At 68.1% G+C, this 23,131-nt stretch carries 22 protein-coding genes; 14 read left to right on the top strand and 8 right to left on the bottom strand.

Annotation, left to right across the window (positions count from 1 at the left end):
• Positions 1-206: 206 nt before the first annotated feature.
• Positions 207-1,856, bottom strand: coding sequence for a hypothetical protein (locus ACLF3G_RS08090; RefSeq protein WP_430668853.1), 1,650 nt, complete (start codon positions 1,854-1,856; stop codon positions 207-209).
• A 570-nt stretch (positions 1,857-2,426) separates the two neighbouring features.
• On the opposite strand from ACLF3G_RS08090, the gene ACLF3G_RS08085 reads away from it, so the two are divergent.
• The 12 genes from ACLF3G_RS08085 to ACLF3G_RS08030 are packed head-to-tail and all read left to right on the top strand — an operon-like array spanning position 2,427 to position 13,744.
• Positions 2,427-3,395, top strand: coding sequence for a glycosyltransferase family 2 protein (locus tag ACLF3G_RS08085; RefSeq protein ID WP_430668852.1), 969 nt, complete (start codon positions 2,427-2,429; stop codon positions 3,393-3,395).
• The gene (locus ACLF3G_RS08080; RefSeq protein WP_430668851.1) at positions 3,392-4,456 is read left to right on the top strand and encodes a glycosyltransferase; all 1,065 of its coding nucleotides are present in this window, start codon (positions 3,392-3,394) and stop codon (positions 4,454-4,456) included. Before ACLF3G_RS08085 ends, ACLF3G_RS08080 begins: the two co-directional genes overlap by 4 nt.
• Complete coding sequence (locus ACLF3G_RS08075; RefSeq protein WP_430668850.1) at positions 4,446-5,615, top strand: FAD-dependent oxidoreductase; 1,170 nt, start codon at positions 4,446-4,448, stop codon at positions 5,613-5,615. Before ACLF3G_RS08080 ends, ACLF3G_RS08075 begins: the two co-directional genes overlap by 11 nt.
• The gene (locus tag ACLF3G_RS08070) at positions 5,612-6,391 is read left to right on the top strand and encodes a hypothetical protein (protein WP_430668849.1); all 780 of its coding nucleotides are present in this window, start codon (positions 5,612-5,614) and stop codon (positions 6,389-6,391) included. The genes ACLF3G_RS08075 and ACLF3G_RS08070 overlap by 4 nt, the downstream gene beginning before the upstream one ends.
• Positions 6,392-6,395: 4 nt before the next feature.
• Entirely contained in the window at positions 6,396-7,553 is a 1,158-nt protein-coding gene (locus ACLF3G_RS08065) for a glycosyltransferase family 4 protein (RefSeq protein WP_430668848.1), read from the top strand.
• On the top strand, positions 7,550-8,797 hold the full coding sequence (locus ACLF3G_RS08060) for a hypothetical protein (protein WP_430668847.1): 1,248 nt from the start codon (positions 7,550-7,552) through the stop codon (positions 8,795-8,797). The genes ACLF3G_RS08065 and ACLF3G_RS08060 overlap by 4 nt, the downstream gene beginning before the upstream one ends.
• Positions 8,798-8,805: 8 nt before the next feature.
• Positions 8,806-10,650, top strand: coding sequence for an HAD-IIIC family phosphatase (locus tag ACLF3G_RS08055; RefSeq protein ID WP_430668846.1), 1,845 nt, complete (start codon positions 8,806-8,808; stop codon positions 10,648-10,650).
• Positions 10,647-10,880 (top strand): acyl carrier protein, encoded by a 234-nt coding sequence (locus ACLF3G_RS08050; protein ID WP_430668845.1) that lies wholly within the window; start codon positions 10,647-10,649, stop codon positions 10,878-10,880. Before ACLF3G_RS08055 ends, ACLF3G_RS08050 begins: the two co-directional genes overlap by 4 nt.
• A complete protein-coding gene (locus ACLF3G_RS08045; RefSeq protein WP_430668844.1) occupies positions 10,877-11,398 on the top strand; it encodes an acyltransferase in 522 nt (173 codons plus the stop codon). Before ACLF3G_RS08050 ends, ACLF3G_RS08045 begins: the two co-directional genes overlap by 4 nt.
• Positions 11,399-11,437: 39 nt before the next feature.
• Positions 11,438-12,268 (top strand): class I SAM-dependent methyltransferase, encoded by an 831-nt coding sequence (locus ACLF3G_RS08040; RefSeq protein WP_430668843.1) that lies wholly within the window; start codon positions 11,438-11,440, stop codon positions 12,266-12,268.
• On the top strand, positions 12,265-13,257 hold the full coding sequence (locus ACLF3G_RS08035; RefSeq protein WP_430668842.1) for an NAD-dependent epimerase/dehydratase family protein: 993 nt from the start codon (positions 12,265-12,267) through the stop codon (positions 13,255-13,257). The genes ACLF3G_RS08040 and ACLF3G_RS08035 overlap by 4 nt, the downstream gene beginning before the upstream one ends.
• 1 nt (position 13,258) lies before the next feature.
• Positions 13,259-13,744, top strand: coding sequence for an acyltransferase (locus ACLF3G_RS08030; RefSeq protein WP_430668841.1), 486 nt, complete (start codon positions 13,259-13,261; stop codon positions 13,742-13,744).
• Between the two features lie 3 nt (positions 13,745-13,747).
• Here the strand turns inward: ACLF3G_RS08030 and ACLF3G_RS08025 are convergent, their stop codons facing one another.
• The 3 genes from ACLF3G_RS08025 to ACLF3G_RS08015 all read right to left on the bottom strand — a co-directional run bounded on the left by ACLF3G_RS08025 (position 13,748) and on the right by ACLF3G_RS08015 (position 17,537).
• Complete coding sequence (locus tag ACLF3G_RS08025) at positions 13,748-14,722, bottom strand: glycosyltransferase (RefSeq protein ID WP_430668840.1); 975 nt, start codon at positions 14,720-14,722, stop codon at positions 13,748-13,750.
• A gap of 146 nt (positions 14,723-14,868) precedes the next feature.
• On the bottom strand, positions 14,869-15,897 hold the full coding sequence (locus ACLF3G_RS08020) for a rhamnan synthesis F family protein (RefSeq protein WP_430668839.1): 1,029 nt from the start codon (positions 15,895-15,897) through the stop codon (positions 14,869-14,871).
• Positions 15,894-17,537 carry a class I SAM-dependent methyltransferase gene (locus ACLF3G_RS08015; RefSeq protein WP_430668838.1) on the bottom strand — a complete coding sequence of 548 codons (1,644 nt, stop codon included), beginning with the start codon at positions 17,535-17,537 and terminating at the stop codon, positions 15,894-15,896. Before ACLF3G_RS08015 ends, ACLF3G_RS08020 begins: the two co-directional genes overlap by 4 nt.
• 412 nt (positions 17,538-17,949) lie before the next feature.
• Here ACLF3G_RS08015 and ACLF3G_RS08010 point away from each other — a divergent pair, with 412 nt between their 5' ends.
• Positions 17,950-18,282 (top strand): hypothetical protein, encoded by a 333-nt coding sequence (locus ACLF3G_RS08010; protein ID WP_430668837.1) that lies wholly within the window; start codon positions 17,950-17,952, stop codon positions 18,280-18,282.
• A 368-nt stretch (positions 18,283-18,650) separates the two neighbouring features.
• Here the strand turns inward: ACLF3G_RS08010 and ACLF3G_RS08005 are convergent, their stop codons facing one another.
• From ACLF3G_RS08005 to ACLF3G_RS07995, 3 genes are read right to left on the bottom strand one after another with little or no spacing between them, the layout of a single operon-like run.
• A complete protein-coding gene (locus tag ACLF3G_RS08005) occupies positions 18,651-19,727 on the bottom strand; it encodes a tartrate dehydrogenase (RefSeq protein ID WP_430668836.1) in 1,077 nt (358 codons plus the stop codon).
• 13 nt (positions 19,728-19,740) lie between these two features.
• Entirely contained in the window at positions 19,741-20,943 is a 1,203-nt protein-coding gene (locus ACLF3G_RS08000; RefSeq protein ID WP_430668835.1) for a Coenzyme F420 hydrogenase/dehydrogenase, beta subunit C-terminal domain, read from the bottom strand.
• Position 20,944: 1 nt separating this feature from the next.
• Positions 20,945-21,619, bottom strand: a complete 675-nt coding sequence (locus ACLF3G_RS07995) for an RraA family protein (protein ID WP_430668834.1) — start codon at positions 21,617-21,619, stop codon at positions 20,945-20,947.
• A 124-nt stretch (positions 21,620-21,743) separates the two neighbouring features.
• Here ACLF3G_RS07995 and ACLF3G_RS07990 point away from each other — a divergent pair, with 124 nt between their 5' ends.
• A complete protein-coding gene (locus tag ACLF3G_RS07990) occupies positions 21,744-22,178 on the top strand; it encodes an OsmC family protein (RefSeq protein ID WP_430668833.1) in 435 nt (144 codons plus the stop codon).
• Between the two features lie 3 nt (positions 22,179-22,181).
• On the opposite strand, the gene ACLF3G_RS07985 is transcribed toward ACLF3G_RS07990, so the two are convergent.
• Positions 22,182-23,126, bottom strand: a complete 945-nt coding sequence (locus tag ACLF3G_RS07985) for a 2-hydroxyacid dehydrogenase (protein ID WP_430668832.1) — start codon at positions 23,124-23,126, stop codon at positions 22,182-22,184.
• Positions 23,127-23,131: the final 5 nt, after the last annotated feature.

The following is a 23,131-nucleotide window of genomic DNA, read 5'->3' as shown; positions in this document are numbered from 1 at the left end:
AGCGCTAGAATGTATGATCATCTTCCTCGACCGACCCCTCCTGAACTCGAAGGGACCTCGACGGGAGCCGCACGTCGCAGGCCCCAGACTTCGCAGGATGTGGGAGGATGCCGCAAGCTTCCAGGCTTCGCGGTGCCGCTCCGCGCATCGTGAAGCGACAGCGCGAACTCGTGCGGACAGTGAAAAGATCGCGTCGCGGATCGTCCTTAGGGCGCGACGCGATGTGGCGCCGTTTCCGCGACGAAGGCCCGCAACCTTCCGCAATCTGCCGAGGGTTCGGCAGCCGGGATCTGCGCTCCGCGATTCCATTCGTAGCCGTGCAGCGGTCCAACCAGCTCAACCGGCCGCATCTGCGTCTCGATCACCTGTCGTGCCTCGGGTGTCAGCCAGGACAGTGCCAGCGTGCCGCTGACCACCAATCCACGATCAAAGCAGGCAACGATCGCGCTTAGCGATTCGGCGCTGCTGATCATGGGCGTGCCGGTCCGGAAATCGCGGACGAACTCCTCCGCGGGGTCGTTTTCCAGAAGCTGGCTGCGGTTCATGAAGAAGTCGGCACGGGCAACATGGAAAGCTGCCTGCAGATCGTCATCCGCCAGGAAAACCTCCGCCTGGCGCGCCAATGGCAGAAGGCGCGCCCGGCTGGCCTGCCAGCCGCGGCCGGCATCCATGACAAGGGGCCGATCCGGCGGCAGCACGACCGAGCGCGCCGTGCGCTCCAGCACCGGAACTTCCTTCACCAGCAGCGCCGCCAAAAGCAGTGCAACGCCGCCGAGCGCGAGCGGCGCCGCCATCCGCCAACGTGGCGCCAGCATCACCGAGAGCCGCGTCTGCAACGCCCGCAGCATCGGCCAGGCCGCCATCGCCCACAGCGCCGCGAAATAAGGCAGGAGATAAGCGATATAGCGATCCTGCTTCATGCCGCCGAAGGAATGCAGTAGCAGGCCGACGCACAGCACGATGGCGCAGAACAGTGCTGGGCGCGGGAAGAAGGCGAAGGCTGCCACCGCCGCCAGCGGCAGGTAGTTGCCGAGTACGCCGTAATGCTGCGCCAGCAGGTAGTAGTAGAACAGCACGTTGTCGCGGTCCGGCTGCGCCCACAGCGACGCCGAGCGGTAAGTCTCCAGCAGTCGCGCGCCGAACCCGGTCTGCGCAACGAGGAAGGCGAGGCTCGCACCACCCAGGAGCAGCGCCACCCAGCCCACTGCAAGCCAGGCGGGCCGCACCGCATGGCGGATGCGCCAGGTCAGGTACAAGGCCGCCCAGGCGCCGAACCCCATCAGCCCGATCAGCGTGACGATCTGCAACCGCGCCGCCGCCGCGAGCAGCACCAGCGCCAGCCCCGTCTTCAACACGGAGGACAGCCGCGCGCTGCCTTCCGTCACCACGCGGTACAGCAGCGCGGTTCCGGCCCAGAACAGCAGGGCCTGCAATGCGTAGAAGCGTACCAGCGCGCCGACCAGCACGGTCGGGTACAGCAGGATGAGCAGCGCGGCGGCCAGGATCGCGATGCCGAGCCCCGCTTCACGCCGCAGCCACAGATAGACCAGCGCAACAAGAAGCGCGCTGGCCAGCAGTGATGGAATCCGGGCGGCGCCGAGGCTGTGGCCGAACAGGCCCATCGAGGCTGCGACGAGTCGAGTGAAGTCGGCAGCGCGGACATAGGTGCCGGAGAAGACGCCGAAGCTGCCATCTGCCAGGTAGGATTGCGCCGCATAGAAATGATAGAGGTCGTCGGGCTGTGGCGGCAGGCCGGTCATCGCATCGAGCCGCACCAGCAAAGCCAGCAGGAAAACCAGCAGAGCTTCCGCGACGCCGGCCGGGAGCCAAGGGGCGCGCGTTGGTGTCGTTGCCATGCTGGCCGGGACGGCGGAGGCCGGACGATGCATGCGGGTCAGCGGAACCTCCCATGGCTGCTCAGGCACTGCGGAGACGATCCCGCAATCAAGACGAAGATCAGCCCTATACGGCCACGCCGAGCCGAGTCTTCGCAAAAAGTCGCACGCTGATGGCTTGTTGATCCATCGGCGCCCTATCCCCAGGAAAAGAGAGTGAGGGCGCAGAGGCAAGCCTTCACCGGAAACCAGCAACGGCCACCACCGCTCATCGAGTGGTCCTCAAAAGTAAATTGAGTTGCATTCAGAGAACTTTTCTAACTTAAGACCATCGCGACTGGAGCTGGTGTCAATTTCCGACATGTCGATGCACCAATCACATCGTCGCGCGTCGCATTAAGACTAAACAGTCAACGCTTCTGCGTCCGTTGTCGCATGCTACACTCTGGATATCGGGCGGGTATGGCTTTCCATACTGCCGCCGCATCCCGCGTACTACCACGTTGCGCGGGCACCTGAGGAGGGATGCGTGCGCAGGATGAATGGAGCCAGCTCACCCCGCCGCGATGCGCGCCTCGCAGGTCGCCCCGCATGACTGAACTCGCGCTGCCGGAGCTCTCGGTCGTCGTGCCCCTGCACAACGAGGAGGACAACGTCGTCCCACTCTACGAGGCGGTGATCGCGGCGTTGCAGCCGGCCGGCATCCGGTTCGAGCTCGTCCTGGTCGATGACGGCAGCCGCGACAGGACGCATGAGCGTGCGGCCGCGCTGGCGGCGGCAGACCGGCGCGTCTGCGTCATCAAGTTCCGCCGCAATTTCGGCCAGACCGCCGCCATGGCAACCGGCATCCGCCACTCACGCGGAGAGGTCGTCGCCACAATGGATGGCGATCTGCAGAACGACCCGGCGGATATCGTGGAAATGCTGGCGCTGCTGCGTCAGGGCAACGACCTGGTCGTCGGCTGGCGGCACAAGCGGCAGGACGCGACGCTGCGCGTGCTGCCGTCGAAGGTCGCCAATTGGATGATCCGCCGCGTGATGCGAACGGAGGTCAAGGACACCGGCTGTTCGCTGAAGCTGTATCGCGGCGACCTGATCCGCAACGTGCCACTGTACGCCGACATGCATCGCTTCATCCCGGCGCTCGCGAGCCTCGCGGGTGCGCGGCTGGCGCAGATGCGGGTGCGGCATCACCCGCGCAAGTTCGGCGAATCGAAATACGGCTATTCGCGCATCATCGCCGTGTTCCTCGACCTGATCTCGATCCGGTTCCTGCTCGGCTTCACGCGCCGGCCTTACGCCTGGGTGCTGGCCGCCGCGGCGCCGGCCATGCTGCTCAGCCTGTGGGCCATGGGCTTCGGTGTCTGGACCGGATCGATCTCCCAGTGGGGCTATGTCGTGTCGCTCGGCGTGGCGCTGCTGCTGCTTTCGCTGTCGGTCTTCATCGTGACCTGGGGGCTGCTCGGGCTTCTCATCGCGCAGACCGGCGGCCTCAATCTGCAGATCTTCGCAACCATCGCGGCGCGCCTCGGCGACGCCAACCCGGGGCGCAACGCATGACGCACGCATCCTTCCACTTCGCCGATGTGCTGGCGCGACCGCTGTCGCAGGATCGCCAGCCCTCGCTTGCCGTGGTGATCCCGGTCACGGACCGCTTCGATGATCCGGCGGAAGTATTCCACGCCTACCGCGCCGGACTGGCGACGGTCGCACCGGATGCAGAGTTCATCTACATCCTCGATGGCCCTCGCCCCGAGGTGAGCCTGCCGTTGGAGACGCTGCGGGATGGCGGCGCACCGATCCGCATCATCACCCTGCCGCGCCCCTTCGGCGAAGCCTCCGCGCTCAGCGTCGGATTCCAGAACAGCACCAGCCCGCTGATCCTGACACTGCCGCCGTACTATCAGGTGGAACCAAAGACGCTGCCCGCGATGTTCGACCAGCTGGAGAAGGCGGACCTCGTGGTCGCCTCGCGCGACCGGTCGGCCGACCTGCTGCTGAACCGCATCCAGGGCCGGCTGTTCCGCGACCTCGCGCGGTTCTCGGGCGCGCGGTTCAGCGACCTCGGCTGCAGCGTCCGTCTGATCCGCGCCAATGTCGCGCGCGCCATCAACATGTATGGCGAACAGCACCGGTTCCTGCCGGTTCTGGCGGAAAGCCGCGGCTACCGCGTGGCGCAAATCACGCTGCAGCAGCACGACAATGACCGCCGCATGCGCACGCGACGCCCGTCCACCTTCGTCGAGCGGCTGCTCGACCTCGGGACGATGTACTTCCTGCTGCGCTTCACGCTCAAGCCGTTCCGGTTCTTCGGCTCGCTCGGCCTCGCCATCGCGGCGCTCGGCGTGCTGGTCGGGCTTGCGCTGAGCTTCCAGAAGCTGGCCTATGACCTGCCGCTGGCCGACCGCCCGGCCTTGATCCTTGCGGTGCTGCTGGTGGTGCTCGGCGTGCAGGTGACCGCAGTGGGCCTGATCGGCGAGATCGTGGTCTTCACCCGCGCCAAAAGCAGCGATGACCTGCTGATCGAGGCGATGATCCGTTCGGAGGCCGAGCCGGCCGCGGCGGAGCCTGGCGCAGTGGGCGAGCGGCGCCTGGACCACCGAGCCGACAATGTCGCCTGACGCCGAGGCCTACGATGCGGTCATCGCCGGCGGCGGTATCCAGGGCCTGACCCTGGCGACCGAGGCCGCCGCGCGCGGCTTGCGCGTGCTGCTGTTGGAGTCCGGCGCCTTCGGCGGCGGCAGCACCGCGGCCAGCTACGGCATCGTGCATGGCGGCTTTCGCTACTGGCAGGACCTTGACGTGGTGCGGCTGCTGCGCTCACGGATCGAGCAGGCCTGGTATCTGCGCAACTTCGCCGGACTGGTAAAGCCATTGCGCTGCGTGCTGCCCTTCTATGCCAGCGATCGTGCCAAGCCAAAACTGTTCGGCATTGCCGCGATGATGGACCGCCTTGGCAGCGCCGCGGCAGGCCATGCGGCGCCCGACCTGCCGACGCCGCGTCTGCTCGGCCGCGATGAGTTGCTGGAACTCGCGCCATGGCTGGCCGTGCAGCCGGTGCGTGGCGCTGGCTGCTGGCATGACGTCGAGATCGTCGATCCTCCTGCGCTTGTCGATGCGATGGTTGCCCGCGCGCGCCACGCAGGCGCCACCTGCCTGTCGGGCATTGCCGTGCAGGGCGTGCGTCAGGGCGAGAACGGCCGCATCGAGGCTGTGCTGGCGCTCGACACAGCCACCGGCGAACGCCACGCATTTCGCACGACCGTGATGGTGAACTGCACTGGTGCCGGCCTCGCCGCGCTCGCGCGTGCCGCGCATCCGCAAGGTCCTGCCTTCTTCACCCCGCTGCCGGCGTGGAACCTGCACCTGGCGCATGACAAGCCCCTGTCCGCCGCCTTCGCCATCGGGACAGGCAAGCGGCTTTTCGTCCGTCCCTCGGCGCAGGGCCTGCATGCCGGCACCTTCTACGGCGCGCAGGACATTCCGGCCGCACTCGCCGCACTGGACGCCGCGGCACCCGGGCTCGGGTTTGGGCGCGCGCGGGTCCAGCGGGTCAGCCAGGGCGTGGTGCCGGAGGCTGCGCGGAAGCTGGAGCCGGCGCATCGCGACATCATCCTCGACCACGGTCGCCATGGTGGCCCGCGTGGCTTGTTCAGCGTCTCCGGGGTCAAGCTGACAACGGCACGCTGGCTTTCCCGCAAGGTCATCGCCCGCATCTGGCCAGGCGAGCAGACGCGGCCGGCGAAGCTCTCCAGCTTCCTCGCCGACGCGCCCGCATGAACGTCTCGCAGACGCCGGTGGATTGGCATGTCCACGCGCATCAGGCCGGCGACATGGCGGTCGTCCTCGACTCCGCCGCAACCGCATTCGCGCGGGTGAACGGGGCGCCGGTCGGCGTGCTGATGCTGGCGGAGATGCCGGGGCAGCAGGTCTTCGCGGAGCTCGCCGAAGGCACCACGGCGGGCTGGACGATGCAGGCAACGGAGGAGGTGGCCTCGCTGGTCGCGGCGCGTGGCGACGCAAGGATCATCATCGTTGCCGGCCACCAGGTGTTGACGGCGGAGCGGCTGGAAATTCTGGCCTTCGGAACGCGCCTGCGGCCGCGCGACGGAATGCCCGCCTCTACGATGCTGCGTGACCTCGCGCAGCAGGATGTGCTCGCTGTCCTGCCCTGGGGCGTCGGCAAATGGCTTGGGCATCGCGGCACCGTCGTCGAAGGCCTTGTCAAGGATCTGCCGCCGCAGACGCTGGCGCTCGGTGACAACGCCGCGCGCCCCAGGCTGTGGCCGACGCCTGCGGCGTTCCAGGAGGCGGCCCGGCGCGGCATCGCCGTGCTTCCGGGCACGGACACGCTGCCCGGCGCGGCGCCGGCCGCGGGACAGTTCGGCAGCCTAGTGCCGGGTGGCATCAGCCTCAGGCGCCCGATGGCGGCTCTGCGGCGCGCCGTGGAGCGCCCCGCCACGCTGAAGCGCTACGGCACGCTTGCCGGCCCGGCCACCTTTCTGCGCGACCAGGCCATGCTGCGCCTGCGGCGAATCGGCGGGCGGAGGAGCTGAGCGCGTGAAGATTCTGCTCCTCGCGCCGCAGCCCTTCTTCGTGGATCGCGGCACGCCCATCGCCGTGCGCGCAGTGGCCGAAACGCTCGCCTCCGCCGGGCATGCCGTGGATCTCGTCACCTTTCCCGGCGGCCGCGACGTTGCAATGCCGGGCGTGCGGCATGTTCGCAGCGCCAGGCCGCCGCTGGTGCGGGACGTCCCGGTTGGTCTGTCATGGCAGAAGATGCTGTGCAGCCTGTCGCTGTTCGCCACCGCCTTTCGTCTGCTGCGGCGCGAACGGCACGACTGCATCCACGCGGTCGAGGACAGCGTCTTTCTTGCCCTGGTAATGCGGCTGATCTTCCGAACGAAGCTGATCTACGACATGGACTCCATCATGTCGGACCAGATCATTGAGAAGTGGCCGCGGATGCGTCCACTCGGCCGCCTGATGCGCGCCCTGGAGCGCGTGGCGATGCGCGGCAGCGACCAGATCCTGTGCGTCTGCCCGGCACTGGCCCAGCGCGTGGCGGAGGATGCGCCGCGGACGCCATGCCGCGTGCTGCACGACTTTCCCCTGTGGGACGACACCGCCGTGGCGCAGCGCATCCACGGCGAATCGCCTGGGCGGCTCGTCGCGCTCTATGTCGGCAATCTCCAGCACTACCAGGGCGTCGACCTGCTGCTGCGCGCGGCGGAGATGCTGCCCGATGACAGCGTCATCGACGTCGTCGTAGTCGGCGGACTGCCTGAGGATGCTCGGCGAACCGGCGACGGCCGCGTACGATTTCTCGGACCGATGCCGTTGGATTGCCTGCCCGGCCTTCTGGTGCAGGCGGACATTCTCGTCTCGCCTCGTCTGCACGGCGTGAATACGCCCATGAAGGTCTACTCCTACATGATGGCGTCTCGCCCAATCCTCGCCACCGCCATCCTGTCGCACACACAGGTGCTGGACGAAAGCTGTGCTCTGCTGGTGCAACCCAGCGCGGAAGCACTTGGCGCCGGCCTGATGGCGTTGGAGCGCGACCCGGCGTTGCGGCGCCGTCTCGGCACTGCCGCGCGCGAGCGGGTCGAGACGCGCTACAGCAAGGCGCGGTTCGCGGAGATCCTGCTCGGTGCTTACAACGAAGTCGAGCTTGCGGTCGATGCCGGCCTGCACCCGGTCCGGAGTGCCGCATGAGCGAGCACACCGCCGCCATGCCATGGCACCGCCGCCCACTGTCGACACTCAGCGGTCTTGCAGCGCGCTTCTCCGGTGTGCGCGCCTCCGCCATCTACGGGCTCTCGGGCGGTGCCTTCGCGGCGGGCAACCTGCTGCTGGCACGCAGCATGGAAGTCGCGGAGTTCGGCCGCTTCGCGCTAGCCATCGCACTGTTCAACATCTTCGCCGTCGTTGCGCCGATCGGGCTCGACCAGGTGATGCTGCGGCACCGCATCGCGCTGCGCCCGGGCCTGCTGGCGCTACTGGTCGCGGTGGCGGCCGGGTTCGGCACAGGCGTCGGCATCGCCCTGGTACTGATCGCCGGCTTCGGCACGCTGGAAGCCACGATGGTCGCGCTGGCCATTCTCGGCGGCGGGCTCATCTTCGTCGTTGGCGCCCGTCTGCGCGCGGCACTGCGGGAGCTTGAGGCGCTGGCGGCTGCAACGGCAGCCAGTTGGCTGCTGCTGGCGATCGGCACGCTTGGCCTGCTGGTGCCGATGCCGGACGCGCTGTTCCCGCTGGCGCTGTTTGCGGGCGGCAATCTGGTCGTCGCCGGCCTGGGCCTCGCGGCCCTGGCGCGGCCGGGTTGCACCGCGCAGGGTGAGACGGTGCGGATTCCGTGGCGCGAGGCGACGTCGCTGCTCAGCATCGTCGCCATCGGCGCCATTACCATCCAGCTCGAGCGCCTTCTGGTTCCCGTAGCGCTGACGCTGGCCGACCTTGCGCTGTTCAGCGTGCTTGCCTCGGTCGCGTTGTTTCCGTTCCGCATGGCGTCGGCCGGCGCTGGCTTCGGACTGGTCCCGAAGCTGCGCATCACGCAGGACCGCACGACGCGGTTGAAACTGGTGCGGGATGAGTTGCTATCGGTCGGCGCATTGCTGGCTGCCGCAACGCTCGGCGTTGTCGTCGCGGCGCCCTATGTCGCGCATGTGCTGACAGCAGGCCGCTACGAGATCGGGCTCGGTCTGGTCCTGGCGGCTTGCTTGAATGGAGGCGCCAAGGTTTTGCAGGCGCTGCCGCGCGCCATCCTGATCGGCTGCGGCACCGAGCGTGACATGGTCCTGCTCAGCCGCTGGGGCTGGCTCGGCATGGCGGCCGGCGTGGCCTGTGCCTTCCTCTTCGCGCCGTGGGGTTTGGCGGGCGTGATCTGTGGCATCGGCCTGGGCAGCCTCGCCGGCAGCCTGCCGGCGGCCTGGCTCGCGGCACGTCGCTTGAAAGGGTGAGGACCGGCATGGACAGCATTGCCAACATCATCGAACCGGGCTTCGCCGAGATCCGCACCGAATTGCGGGGCCAGGACCCGACGCAGCTCGACGGCGCCTTCTGCCGCGGCGTCCACCGCCGGCTTCGCGCGCTGCGCAACGCGCCCGACCTGCGGATCGGCCTGCTTGGCAACGTGACGCTGGACCTGCTGCCGCCCTACGTCACGACGCACTGTGCGCGCGATGGCTTCCTGGTGCGCACCCACGTCGGCGGCATCGGACAGGAGATGCAGGCTCTCCTCTCGCCGCAGCTACAGGATTTCGCGCCGGACATGCTGGTCCTGATCCTGTCGCTGCGGCTGCTGCGGCCGGAGGCGATGGCGGGATTTCCTGCGCTGTCCGACAATCAGCGCCGCGCTCTGCGCGACGAGGTGCTGGACCATGTCGAGCAATGGGCGTCGCTTGCGGCACAACGGACCCGCGCCACGCTCGTCGTGGCCAACTTCCCCGCACCCGCGCAGCCGGCCTTGGGCATCGCCGACGGCAAGGCCGACTTCGGAGAGGCCGAGTTCCACCTTGACCTCAATCTGGAACTGCTGCGGCGGATGCGCCGGCATGCGCGGGTACAGCTGCTCGACATCGACCGCGTCGCCGCCGGCATCGGCCACGCGCACGCCTTTGATCCGCGCCTGTTCCACCTGGCCAAGATGGACTGGTCGCCGGCGATGATGGCGGCCGTCGGCGAAGCTCTCGCGCGCCATGCCGTTGCCGCTCGCGGCGCCGCGCGCAAATGTCTGGTTCTGGATCTCGACAATACGCTTTGGGGTGGTGTGGTCGGGGAGGAGGGGCCGCAGGGCGTCCTGGTCGGGCCGGGCGACGCGACCAGCGAGGCCTTCGCCGCGTTCCAGCAGCGCATCCGCACGTTGAAGCAGCGCGGCATCCTGCTGGCGCTGTGCAGCAAGAACAACCCGGCCGATGTGGAGGAGGTGTTCGCGTTGCGCCCGGAGATGCCGCTGCGGCGAGAAGACTTCTCTGCCGTCGCCATCGGGTGGAACGCGAAGCATGAAGGCCTGCGCGCCATCGCGCAGGAGCTGAACATCGGCGTGGATTCGCTGGTCTTCATCGACGACAACCCCGCCGAGGTCACGCTCGTCCGCGAGTTGCTGCCCGAGGTCGAGGCGGTGTTGCTGCCGGAGGATCCCTCACGCTTCGTCGCCACGCTCGACGCGCTGCACAGCTTCGAGAAGGTGGTGGTTCTGCCGGACGATATCGGCAAGGCGGAACAGTATGTCCAGGCGGCGGCCCGTACCCGGCTGTCGGCGACGGCGGCCAGCTTCGAGGATTATCTCGCCGGCCTTGAAACACGCGTGAGTCTGCGAGGTGCCCGCGCGGCGGACCTGGCGCGCATCGCCCAGCTCTGCACCAAGACCAACCAGTTCAACGTCTCCGGCAAGCGGCATGCGCTGGGCGAGCTTGAGGCGATGCTGGCATCGGAGGCGCATGAGGTGATCTGCGTCTCCGTTGCCGACCGCTTCGGGGATCTCGGCCTCGTCGGTGTTGCCGTGCTTCGGGAAGCCGAGGCGGCGCTGCATGTCGACACGCTGCTGATGAGCTGCCGCGCGCTCGGCCGCGGTGTCGAGACGGCGCTGATGAACGCCATCAAGACACGGCTGCTGGCGCGGCCCGACGCGGTCCAACTCATCGCTCCCTTCGTACCGACGGCCAAGAACCACCCGGCCGCCGGATATTTCGCGGAACAAGGCCTGGTTGCGGACGATGTCGCATCGTCAGGCACCATCACCTACCGGCTGCCACGTAACATGGCGCGGCCGGTGCCTTGCGACTGGCTCCAGATCCTCGGGGATGAGGCATGAACGTTATCGAACGCCTGAAGCTGCTGGTCAGCGACGTGCTCGAGCTTGACCCGGCCGAAGTGGATGCCGCGGCCGGGCGCGAGAGCCTGGCAGCCTGGGACTCGCTGGCACATCTGCGCATCATCGGCGCGGTGGAAGAGGAGTTCGGCGTGCGCTTCACCATGCAGGAGATCGGCGAGATCGCCTCGCTCGGTGACATCCAGCGATCCATCGCGAGACACGCCGCATGACCGCCGCCGCATCACTCGGGCGAACGGCGCAGTCACGCATGCCCGGCGCGCTGCGCCACACGCTGCAGCATATGCTGCGCACCGGCGCCCTGGTCAGCCCGCGCGCCGAAATCGAGGCGGGGGAGCCACTTGGGCTTGGTCGCAAGACCAACATCAGCGCCTTCACCCTGATCAGCACGGCGCGCGGGCCGGTCGCGATCGGTGAGCGCACGGATGTCGGTACCGGGTGCTGCATCCTTGGGCATCCAGGCGGCATCCAGATTGGCGATGATTGCCTGATCAGCCCGAACGTCGTCATCGGCGGTGCGCTGCACGCGGCGCTGGAGACGACATCGGCTGACAGTGCAACGACAAGGATCGGCAACAACGTCTGGATCGGCTCTGGTGCCGTGGTGCTGCCGGGCGCCGAGATCGCGGACGGAGTCATCATCGCACCCAATTCCGTGGTGTCCGGCAGCGTTGGCCCCAACGCCATCGTGCAGGGCAATCCGGGCAAGGTCATCTTCACCAGGCGCTAATGTGTAGCGCGGTCGGTCGTAAACCCCAGGATCCGCAGAATGGCCGCCCTTGTCTCGAATGTTGTGCCTGAAGCCGACCTCGCGGCGACGCTGGATGGCTCGGTGCCGCTCGCACCAGCGCCGCAGCGCGCACCGCCTGCAGACCGCCAGGAGATGCCCGATGTCGAGACCTCTTCGGAGCGCTATACATTGCGCTTTCGCGGCGCCAGCGGGGCCTATCTGCTTTCGGTGCAGGAGGCAGGCATCATCAAGCTGCTGGACAACGGTGCGGTGCTGCCGGGGCGCATGGTGCTCGATGTCGGCGGCGGGCACATGCAACTGGCCGGTCCTCTGACGCGGCGGGGCGCCAAGGTCACGGTGTTCGGCAGCGAGGCGGCTTGCGGCCGTCGGTGGAGCGCGAGCGCATTGGCCGGGCAGGTGCAGTTCCTGGCGGGAAGCCTGCTCTCGATGCCGATGGCAGACCAGCAATTCGAGGTTGTGGTCTGCATCCGACTGTTGTCGCATATGGAGGATTGGCGCGCCTTGGTTGCCGAGTTGTGCCGCGTGGCGCGTCACAGCATCGTCATCGATTATCCAACGCTTGCGAGCCTCAATGCGCTTTCGCTATTCGCCTTTCCGCTGAAGCGGGCCATTGAGACGAATACGCGCACCTACCGGAGTTTTCGTGACCGGGAGGTCGAGGAAGCCTTCGCGCAGTACGGCTTCCTGCCTGTCGCCAGCTACCGGCAGTTCGTGCTGCCCATGGCGGCGCATCGGCTGCTGGGACGGGTCGGACTGCTGCGCTGGGTCGAGGCGGGCCTGCGCGCCATCGGGGTGACGCAGCTTATCGGCAATCCTGTACTTCTTAGGCTGGATCGGGTGAAGACATGAACGATAGACCCTCCATCGCCATTACCGGCGTATCCGGCTTCACAGGCGGCGCGCTGGCAAAGCAGCTGATTGCCGAAGGCTTCAGCGTGCGTGGCCTGACGCGATCGGCAATCCCGGATCTGCCGCCCGGCAATGAGGTGGTGCAGGGCGACATGCGCAACAGGGACTCCCTGGTCGAGCTGGTCCAGGGCGTCGACACGGTGTTCCACATCGCCGCGATGTTCCGCACCGAGGGCGGGCAGGAGGAGTTCCAGGCAGTCAACCGCGACGGCACGCGCATGCTGCTGGAGGCCGCGGAGGCCGCTGGCGTCAGGCGTTTCGTCTACTGCTCCAGCATTGGCGTGCACGGCCACGTGTCGCAGATGCCGGCCGATGAGAATGCGCCGTTCAATCCGCGTGACTTCTACCAGGACAGCAAGCTGGCGGCGGAGGAAGTTTGCCGGGAGAAGATGCGCGATTCCGCCATGGAGATCGTGATCGTCCGGCCCTGCGGCATCTACGGCCCGGGTGACACGCGGCTGCTGAAGATGTTCCGCATGCTGAACCGCGGCACCTTCCTGTTCGTCGGTGACGGCAAGCCGAACTTCCATCCCGCCTACATCGAGGATCTGGTGCAGGGCTTCATCCTTGCGATGAAGGTACCGGAAGCCGCCGGGGAGACCTTCATCATCGGCAATGACTACCTGCCGTTGCGTGATTTCGTCGCCACCGCCGCGCGCACCATCGACGTGGCGCCACCGAGCCGCCGCATTCCCTACGGCCTGATGCACAACGCCGCGCGGGTCTGCGAGGCGGTGTGCCTGCCACTCGGCGTGCAGCCGCCGCTGCATCGTCGGCGCCTTACCTTCTTCAAGCACAACCGCGCCTTCACGACGAAGAAGGCGCAGAACGTGCTGGGATTCCGGGCGGCCGTGGATCTGGACGAGGGTTTCCGCCGCACCGTCGCGTGGTATCGGAAGACCGGGCTGCTGCCCGCGGCGCGGAACTGACATGCGCATCGGCACCTTCGCCCGCCGTTTCCTGCCGGGGTGGCTGGTGGCGCGCCACTACCGGCGCCGCTTCCAGGCACAGGTCAGTCCGCGCGCCGAGGTGGATCTTTCGCCGCTGCTGCGCCTGGCCCCGGGTGTTCGTGTCGCGCCCTTCACCAAGATCAAGGCTGCCTATGGCCCGGTTTCAGTGGGCGCGGGAACGGAAATCGGCGCGCATTGCACGATCGCGGGCTATGTCGATGGCATCGAGATCGGGCACGACTGCCACATCGGCCCGCGCGTCACCATCATCGGAGTGAACTATCGCTACGACCGGATCGACATGGGCTTTCGCGAACAGGGCCTCATGTCGAAGGGCGTGACGCGGATCGGGAATGGCGTCCGCATCGGTGCGGGTGCGGCCATCCTGGATGGCGCCGACATCGGGGATGGTGCGGTCATTCCCCCGCGCGCGGTGGTCTCCGGCCGCATCCGTGCGGTGGCGTGAGCGCTAGCTGCTCCGTGCAGCCGGCAGTGGCAGCAGGGCGAACCAGAGGCGCAACGCGGCGTTCTCCGCGCGGCCCTGGCGGTAGGCGCCGCTGGCTCGAAGTGCGCGCAGGCGTCCCATGGGGGATGCGGCATGAGCCTCCTCCAGTGCCCACAGCGTGTGCCGTGCTTCCATGGTCAGCCGCGGTCCGTACTGCTTGAGGGCGGCGAGGTGGTTGGACATCGCCTGCAGGAAGGGGCGGGGGCCGCGCGCCGCAGCTGCGGCGGCGCGTCGCCACAGGCCGCGCTGTGCGCCGACGACGTTGTGGGCATGCTGCCGGTACAGGATGTTCGGCTCCGTATCGAACAGCACCCGCCCGCCGACGCCGGACACCACCAGGTAGCACCACCAGTCATGCAGCGCGCCGGCCGGTGGCGGCATGTCCAGCAGCAGCCGGCGTGCGGCACGGTTGAGCACGATGGTGCATCCGGTGGCCACATTCTGCACCACGGCGTTCTGGAACCCGAGCAGGCGGGTCGGCAGCGGGCTCAGCCCGATGGGCAGCAGGGCCTGGTCGACCAGGGTTTGTCGCCCGCAGACCATGGCCGGGATGTCCAGCGGGACCTGGGCCAACCTGTCGCAGGCGCGGCGCAACTTGTCGGGCAGCCAGACATCGTCCTGGTCGGCGAATGCGGCGAATTCAGTGTCATCGGGGACGGACGCCAGCAGCCGCAGGAAGCTGGCGCCGACGCCCAGGTGTTCGGAAGGGCCAAGCGAGGCGGGGGTGATGCGGGCGCCATGGTCCATGATGAAGCGGCCCATGCTGTGGGAGGGCCGTGTTGGCGAGTCATCCCGCCACAGGATACGCCAGTCCACGCCACGCTGCTGCGCGATGCTGCCGAGTTGGGCCGGCAGGAACTGGTCGCCGAGGTACACGGACAGCAGCACGGCGACACGCGGCAGGTCCTGCGGCACGGGTGTGGCCCAGCCATTTCTCATTGAAGTGTCACGCCATGCGGAGAAGACAGGCGCGGGTCCAGCATGGCCACGATTGCTCCTGCATTGGCGGTCGATCACGTCTTCGTGTACGATTTCTCTACCAGCCGCGGCTTGCCTGTGTCCAGCGTTTCATCACCGCGCGGCGGTCACGGGGTCCGCTTTCGCATGGTGAGGCGCAGGTCCCGGCGCACCACATCCTCCTCCTCCGGGGCGATCGCGCGCACCGCGCTGCGCCATCGGGCGACGTCACTGACACGCGAAGGATTGCTGCGCAGCAATTCGCGTTTCAGGAACGGAAAGCCGTTGTCGAGCAGCTTTTCCCAGAGGTTCGCGGTCGGGTTCATGGCCTGGCGTTTCTTGGCAGCGTCCAGGATGTACTGGTCCGCCGTGGCCCGAACGTCGTCGACGTCATCGAAAAGGCGACGCGCGCCGCAGTCCTGACGGACCTGGTCGATCAGGTCGACATAGGGCCAGAGCGCCGCACAGGCGATGCCTTCCCGTAGCATGGCCTGGGTCAGCCCGATCTCGTAGGACGCCACGACGTGCTCCTTCGACCGGGAGGGCAAGACCCGGGTCCAGAAGGTGGACCACGCCCGGCTGCGGAAGGCTTCGGGACGGAAGGACAGGAAATAGGATTGCAGGTGGTAGCGCCGCTGCCAGCTATCGGTCAGCCCGCAGACCGGCTCCGGCGCGGCTTCGATGCGACGCAGGACCTGCCCGAGTGGGCGGAAGGGGCCGTAGACGCTGTCATTCACCAGGATGATCTGCTGGGTCTCCGGCCGGGGCAGGTTGCAGGCCGACAGCGCGTCCCGCCAGGCGCCGAAATCGTAGCCGACGTTGCGCCGCAGGATGATGGTCGCGAAGACCGAATTCGCCCAATTGGCATCCTCGGGGGCCAGTTGTCCCGCATTTGACGTCAGGACGAGCGAGAGGCCCTCCGCCCGCAAGGCTTCGGCGTAGCGCCGCGTGTGCTCCTGAATCCGGCCGCGGCCGTCCCAGTGGCAGAACAGCACCACCCGCGGGCCGATCGGCGTCGTGCCCTGCGTCACACTGCGAATGGCACGTCGCCATTGCTCGGCATGGGCGACAGTCCTGGCGACGGTCAGCCTTGCTAGGAGCAGGGCCGACCAGCCTGCGTCGAAGGCCTCGCGCAGGATACGGTCCCGAAGGCTCATGGTTTGGCACCGGCTTCGGCTGCAAAGCCGGCGGGCGCGGGCGGAAGGGCAGGGTTGGCACGCAGGGCCGGAAGCACGTCGCGGAGGAAGGCCTGCATCTCCGCGTCCGATCCAAGCCGCTCCAGCGCCAGGTGCTCCAGGGTTGCGGTCGGCCAGGCAAGGCTGGCCGACCGCGCGCCAGGCTGTGCCAGTACCCGTCGCAGCAGGCTCTCCCGGGCCAGCCGGGCAAGCCGCAGCGTGGCGGCGGCATCGCCCGGCGGATTGTTCAGTGCCCGGACCGCGCCGGTGAAAAGGCAGTCTATCTCGTCATCCAGCAGGATGTCGCCAACGCGCGCGCGCTCCTCGGCCGCCGCGACCACGTCCTGGAATTCGGCCGCTTCGTCCAGCCTGCCGGCATTGACCAACGTGACGAAGCAGCGCCGGCGCAGCAGGGCCATGCGGTCCTGCGACACCGCAGGGCCGCCCGGTGGCCTGGGGAGACGGTCGAGCCGGCCCGGCGGGGCCGCAATGCCCGCTTCGGCTGCGGCGAGGATCTGTTCTGACCTGGAGACCCAGGCGATATCCTCGGCATCGCCATCATCCGTGCCGATGCGGGCGAGCGCGGCGCGCAGACGCTCACTTGCCGCCGCGGCTTGGCCAAGCAGGTCCTGCACCTGCGCGGCAGGAACTCCGCGCAGGCGTTGATGCATGGCCTGGGCATGCAGCAGCGGGCCGAGCGACAGCGGCTGTTCGCGCGCGAGCACCTCCAGCGACACCGGGGCACCGATCGGCACCAATTCCGGTGGATGTCCGAAGCGCCCCGTCACCTCCGCGCGGACCATCGGCTCCAGCCGATCCGCCGCGGCAAGTTCGCCGCTTGCGACGCAGGCCCGGTAGGCGCGCACCAGCAGGCCGAGGCGAAGGTCGCTGCCCGAGGGCGCGGCGGCCGCGGCGGATTCCAGGTAACCGCGATAGGCCCTGTGGTCAGCCTCGTCCGGCTGCCGCCAGGGTCTGCCGGAATCGCTGGCGTGCGCCAGCAGCGAGGGCCCACGATCCTCAACCGAAACCTCGCTGAAGCCCGCGGCGTGCAGGGCGCGCGTCAGGCTGGCGGCGGTGTGGATGATGGTATGGAAGCCAACCGACAGCAGCGGCACCAGGATGCCCGGCGTCGTCTCGGGCGTGATGGCGCCGGCATTCGGCGTGGTCAGCACCAGCACGCCGCCTGGCCGCAACGCGGACCGCAGCAGGCGCAGGATCTCCACCGGGTGGAACAGGTGCTCGATCACCTCAGAGCACGCCACCGCATCATAGGCCGCGACCTCGCCTTGTTCGGCCGTGAAGTAGCGGTTCGCGATCGGCAGGTTGAGTTGTGCCGCGCCGGCGGCCGCGATGGGGGAGGGGTCGAAGCCCTGCACTTCCCACCCCCGCGCACGCCGCGCGACATCCAGGCCGAACCCGAATCCACACCCGATCTCGAGCATGCGACGCGGGCCGGGCAGGTCCAGGAGCAGGACATTGGCGGCAATGCTCCAGATGCCGGCGCCCTGCTGCAGGTAAAAGGCCAGGGCTTCCGGTCCGCCGGCCGGCTGGTCGCCATAGTCGGGATGCGGCATCGGGTCGAAATGCGTCGCACTGCAGTTGGAACACTGCAGGAGACGCATGCCGTCATGGCTGCCGCCGCAGACGGACAGGACGATGGCGTGCTGGCTGCTTGTGTCGCAGGACGGGCATGTGGCTTCGCCAGAGGGGCCACCAGTCCAACTGAGGTTCACTGCACATTTCCCATTGCTGGCCGCGATGAACGTCGTCGAGTTCATGTACAGCTCGTTTCATCCGGTCGCCCGAAGAGCATATTCCTGGTCTTGCCCTTATGTGCAACTGCGAGAAAAGGCGTACCGGGCGAAGATCGCGCGGGAATTTCGCGTCATGGTTAAGATGTAAGACGCGACGCCCAAGGCGCTTTGCTCAAAAATATAGGCATTTTGGCAATTTTGTCGAAATCCGCAGATGGTTCTTGACTTTTGGCTGGCGCCTGGCGTTTAGGCTTCCGGGTTGCATCAGGGGAAAGAGGCGATGACGCGGCAGAACCTGTTGATCGGCGCGGGCGTGTTGGTGTTGCTGTTCGTCGTCGCGGGCGCCATCGTCATCAGCCAGCGGCCGCCGGAGCCGGGAACCGCCGCGGCTTTCCGGGCCTTGTCTTCGGCCTCCGCCACCGCGGTCCCACATGCCGTCGCCATGCCCGCCCGGCGTGCCGCGGCCGACACCTGCGCCGGCTACAACCTGGAGCTTGAGGAGGGCGCCGGCATCCAGATCCGCATCGGCAACCAAGCGGAGGCGCAGCGCCTGATGGCGATGCGTCAGGATTGCCGCGCTGCCGATTCGGGTGTCGTCCGCTCCGCACGCTGATCCGCCACCCCGATCTACTACGGAACGCGTGGGTGTTGAACGCGTGGCCACCGCGCGCGTTGATGTCCGCATGAACCCCAACCTGTCCGACCCGCCCCCGCCCGAACTGCCTGGTTTGCCGCCGGTCAACCCGCCGAGCCCGGAACGGGAACTGCCGCCGCCCAGTCCCGACACCATGCCGAACCCCCCGGAGGCGCCACCCACCCCAACCCCCGGACCCGACCTGCCTCAACCGGGCCAATATCCGGAGGTTCCGAGCATCAGCCCTCCGGGCCCGCAAATGCCGCAGCCGATCGCCTGAAGCCCGGCCGCCACCGGCCGGCATGGGCAGATGCACGACTCATGCCAGAAGCCAGGCCGGTCCGGCCTTAGGCATTGACTCCGCGTAGTGCCGCGATCACCGCCTCCGTCGTCTGGTGCGTGGTCGAGCGCCCGCCAAGATCGGGCGTCAGCGCCTCCCCCTTCGCGGTGACGCTGGCGACGGCAGCCATCAGCCGCTGCGCCGCCGCCGGTTCACCCAGATGCTCCAGCATCATCGCTCCGGTCCAAAACGACCCGAGCGGGTTGGCCACACCCTTGCCGACGATATCGAAGGCCGAGCCATGGATCGGCTCGAACATCGACGGATTCTTGCGCGACGGATCAAGATTGGCAGTCGCGCCAATTCCGAGCGAGCCGGCACAGGCGGAGGCGAGATCGGACAGGATATCGGCATGCAGGTTGGTCGCCAGCACGGTGTCCACGCTGCCCGGCTTCACCACCATGCGCGCCGCCATCGCGTCGACCAGCATCTTGTCGACCTCGAGTTCCGGATACTGCGCGGTGACGCCCGCGCAGACCTCGTCCCACAGCACCAGCCCGTGCCGCTGCGCGTTCGACTTCGTCACCACCGTCAGCTTCTTCCGTGGCCGCGTCATCGCCAGATCGCAGGCGAAGCGGGCGATGCGCTCGACGCCGGCGCGGGTGAAAACCGCGACATCCATGCCGACTTCCAGCGGCAGCCCGCGATGCGCGCGGCCGCCGACGCCGGCATATTCTCCCTCGGAGTTCTCGCGCACGATCACCCAGTCGATGGCGCGGCCCAACTCGTCCTTCAGCGGGCCGACGATGCCGGGCAGCAGTTTCGTCGGGCGCACATTGGCGTATTGGTCGAAGCCCTGGCAGATCGCCAGCCGCAATTCCCACAGCGTGATGTGGTCCGGGATCTCCTTATCGCCGACGGCGCCGAAGAAGATGGCATCGAAGGGGGCGAGCTGCGCCAGCCCGTCATCCGGCATCATCCGGCCGGTGCGGCGATAGTGGTCGCTGCCCCAGTCGAAGCTGCGGACGTCGAAGCTGAAGCCGCCATCGACCTCCGCCGTCGTCTCCAGCACGCGGAGGCCCGCGGCCACCACTTCCGGCCCGATGCCGTCGCCGCCGATGGCCGCGATCCTGTGCCTACGCATGCGCCGTTCCCCGCTACCGTTTCTCGTCGTCCCGCGGCGTGATGCCATAGGGCGCGACGAGCGACCAGACATGCGCCGGGACCATGTTCTTGACGCGGGCCGGAAGGCTGCGGCGCAGATGCAGCACGGTTTCCACCGCCTTCATCTCCACCCGGGCGCGGCCGAATTCCAGCCCACGCGGACCGATGCGCGGCATCAGCCAGCCGACGATGCCGCGCAGGAAATTCGGCATCCGCCGCAAAGGCAGCCCGCCGGCGGCGCGTTCCGTGTTGGTCAGAAAACCCTTCACCGGCCCGGCCCGCTTGCCGGCGCTTCCCGGCGCGCTGGTCACGACCTCCTCGCCCAGAAGCTTCAGAAGTTCCTCACCGCGGGCGTTGCGCACCAGCAGCCATTGGTCGCCCCCGCCGGCCATGTAGCCGACGGTGATGTCGGCCAGGACGTTGGTGTAGTCGACGCAGGTGCGGCAGGTGAGGGGGAAGAAATCGCCCGGCAACTGGCTGATCGGCAGTTGCAGGAACGGGATTTCCCGGATGCGGCCATCGGCGAAGCGCAGCTCGACATGATAGTCGGCGCGGAATTCCAGATAGGTGATGGTCTCCGGCTGCTCCGACAGCAGCGCAAGGAACTGATGAAAGTTCTCGGTGGTGGTGTTGTCGGAACAGGGCGTGCCGATGACGTAGAGCCGCTCGAATCCCAGCTCCGCTTCCAGCGCCCGCAGCGCATAGACCTGGCAGGGGATGCCGATGATCGCCAGGCGTCGGTGGCCGGCGGCACGCGCCGGCTCAAGCAGCGCCAGCAGTGGCGCGTAGCCCATGCGCATGCCGCGGCAGCCCGCCATGTCCTCGGGCCGCGTCACCAGCACCGGGACCGGACGCCAGGAATCCGCAGGGTCCGGCGCCATTGTCAGCACGGCATCGACCGCGCCGGTCTCCAGCAGCCGCTCCGCCAGCCTGGTGGTGATGCCGGTCCATTGCGCGCCCGGGCGCGGTGCGGCGAGGCGGGCGCGCAGCATCTGGCGGAACGGCCCGAAATGCAGCTCGTCCGGCCGCGCCGGGTCGCGGGCGCGGCCATGCACCTGGGCTTCCAGCCGCGGGTAGTCCGGCTGGATGAACTGGCAGGCGCGTCCACAGGCCTTGGCATCCGCCATGCGGGAGACGCCGCAATCCGTGCAGAGGCTGCGCGGCGCCGCCGGGGGCAGCGCCGGCGCCGTGATCATGTCAGACGCCTTCGCAGCCGAGCTTCCTCAGCGTCGCATCGACCCAGGCCCGGTCGATGGTGCCGGCCTCAATCTCGGCCATCTGCTTCGTCTCGGCGGCATGCTTCGCCTCGGTCGCCTTGCAGACCGTTTCGGCATCGGCATAGGCGATGGAGACGAAGCCATCCTCGTCGCCCAGGATCATGTCGCCAGGCTCGATCACAAGCCCGCCCATGGAGATCGGCACGTTGATCTCGCCCGGGCCGTCCTTGTAGGGGCCACGGTGCGTGATGCCGGCGGCGAACACCGGAAAGGGCTGCTTCGCCAGCGCGCCGCTGTCGCGGATGGCGCCGTTGATGACGATGCCGCCCAGCTTGCGGCGCACCATCTGCGCCAGCATCAACTCGCCGATGATGGCGTTGGTCAGGTCGCCGCCGGCATCCACCACCACCACGTCGCCGGGGGCGGCGATGTCGATCGCCTTGTGCACCATCAGGTTGTCGCCCGGCCGGGTCCGCACGGTGAAGGCTGGCCCGGCCATGACGGCGCCGGAATGCATCGGCCGCAACGTTGGGCCGGCGGCGAAGATGCGCGACATGCTGTCGGAGACGTTGGCCACCGGCAGCTTGCGGAAACGCTCCACCAGCTCGGGCGAGACGGCGCGGGTGCGGGGCAGGATGCGGAAGCCGACGGGCATGGACGCTCACTCCGGAATGTCTTTCCCCTCGCCTACAGGCGACGGGACGCCGCGGCAATACGGGCATGGAAACCGGGCCGCCCGCCCCCCATCTCCCGGCCGCAACTGAGAGAGGGTCCAAGGCATGGCCAGCATTTCCCGCAGCGGCTCGGCGCATTGGCAGGGCGGCGGCAAGGACGGCACCGGCAGCGTCTCCACGCAATCCGGCGTACTCAAGGAAGCCCCTTACGGCTTCAACGCCCGCTTCGGCGACGGCCGCGGCACCAATCCGGAGGAGCTGATTGCCGCCGCGCATGCCGGCTGCTTCACCATGGCCCTGGCCTTCCAGCTCGCTGGCGCGAACCTGACGGCGGAGCGCATGGACACCTCCGCCAAGGTCGGCATGGACCAGGTCGAGGGCGGCTGGAAGATTTCCCGGGTTGCCCTGACCCTGAAGGCCAAGGTGCCTGGCTGCGACGAGGCGACCTTCCGCAAGCTGGCCGAGACCGCGAAGGCGAACTGCCCGGTCTCCAAGGTGCTGAACGCCGAGATCACGCTGGACGCGACGCTCGAGGCCTGATCCTCAGACGATGGGCGTCAATAAGGGGCGCCCATCGATCTGCGCCTCCAGATTCTCCCGCATCAGGCGGCCCATATCGCGGCGGGTCTCTACCGTGCCGCTGGCCGCGTGTGGCTGTAGGACGAGGTTGGGCAGGCGCAGAAATTCCGGGTCGATCTCCGGCTCGTTCAGGAACACGTCGAGGCCCGCGGCCGCGATCCGACCACTGCGCAACGCCTCCAGCAACGCCGCCTCGTCCACCACGGTGCCGCGCGAGACGTTGACGAAGATCACGCCCGGATTGAGTGCCTCGATCGCCGCGCGGTCCACCAATCCGCGCGTCGCGGCACCGCCGGCCGCCGAGACGCACAGGATGTCCACATGTGGCGCCAGGGCGGCCGGCGTCGGGTAGTGGGTGTAGGGCAGGGCGGGCTGCGGCGCGCGCCCGCTGTAGGACACCGGCATCCCGAAAGCCGCCGCCCGCCTGGCGATGGCCCGCCCGATTCGTCCCATGCCGACGATGCCGATCCGCTTGCCCCAGACCCGTGTGGTCAGTGGCATCGGCCCCTTCGCCACCCAGGACCCGTCGCGCACCCAGGCATCGCCCAGCTTCACCTGCCGCGCCGCCGCCAGCAGCAGCAGCATGGCCATGTCGGCCACCTCCTCGGTCAGCACGTCCGGCGTGTTGGTCACGCGGATGCCGCGGGCGCGCGCCGCCTCCAGGTCGATGGCGTCCACGCCGACGCCGTAGCAGGCGATGATCTTCGTGAGTGGCAGCGCATCCATCAGCGCGGCGTCGGCGCCGATCTCGCCCTTGGTGGAGATCGCGACGATACTGCCGGCATGCTCGGCCAGCATCGCGGCCTTGTCCGCCGCCCGCCAGTAATGGTGCAAGGTGAAGCGCTGGGACAGCTCGGAAAAATCCCATTCGGGCAATTCGCCCACCACCAGCAGCCCCGGCTTGTCCATCTCCG

It is taken from the genome of Falsiroseomonas sp. HC035, assembly GCF_050563525.1.
In the GTDB taxonomy this organism is placed as follows: Bacteria; Pseudomonadota; Alphaproteobacteria; order Acetobacterales; family Acetobacteraceae; genus Falsiroseomonas.
This window is presented reverse-complemented; position numbering and strand designations above follow the sequence as displayed.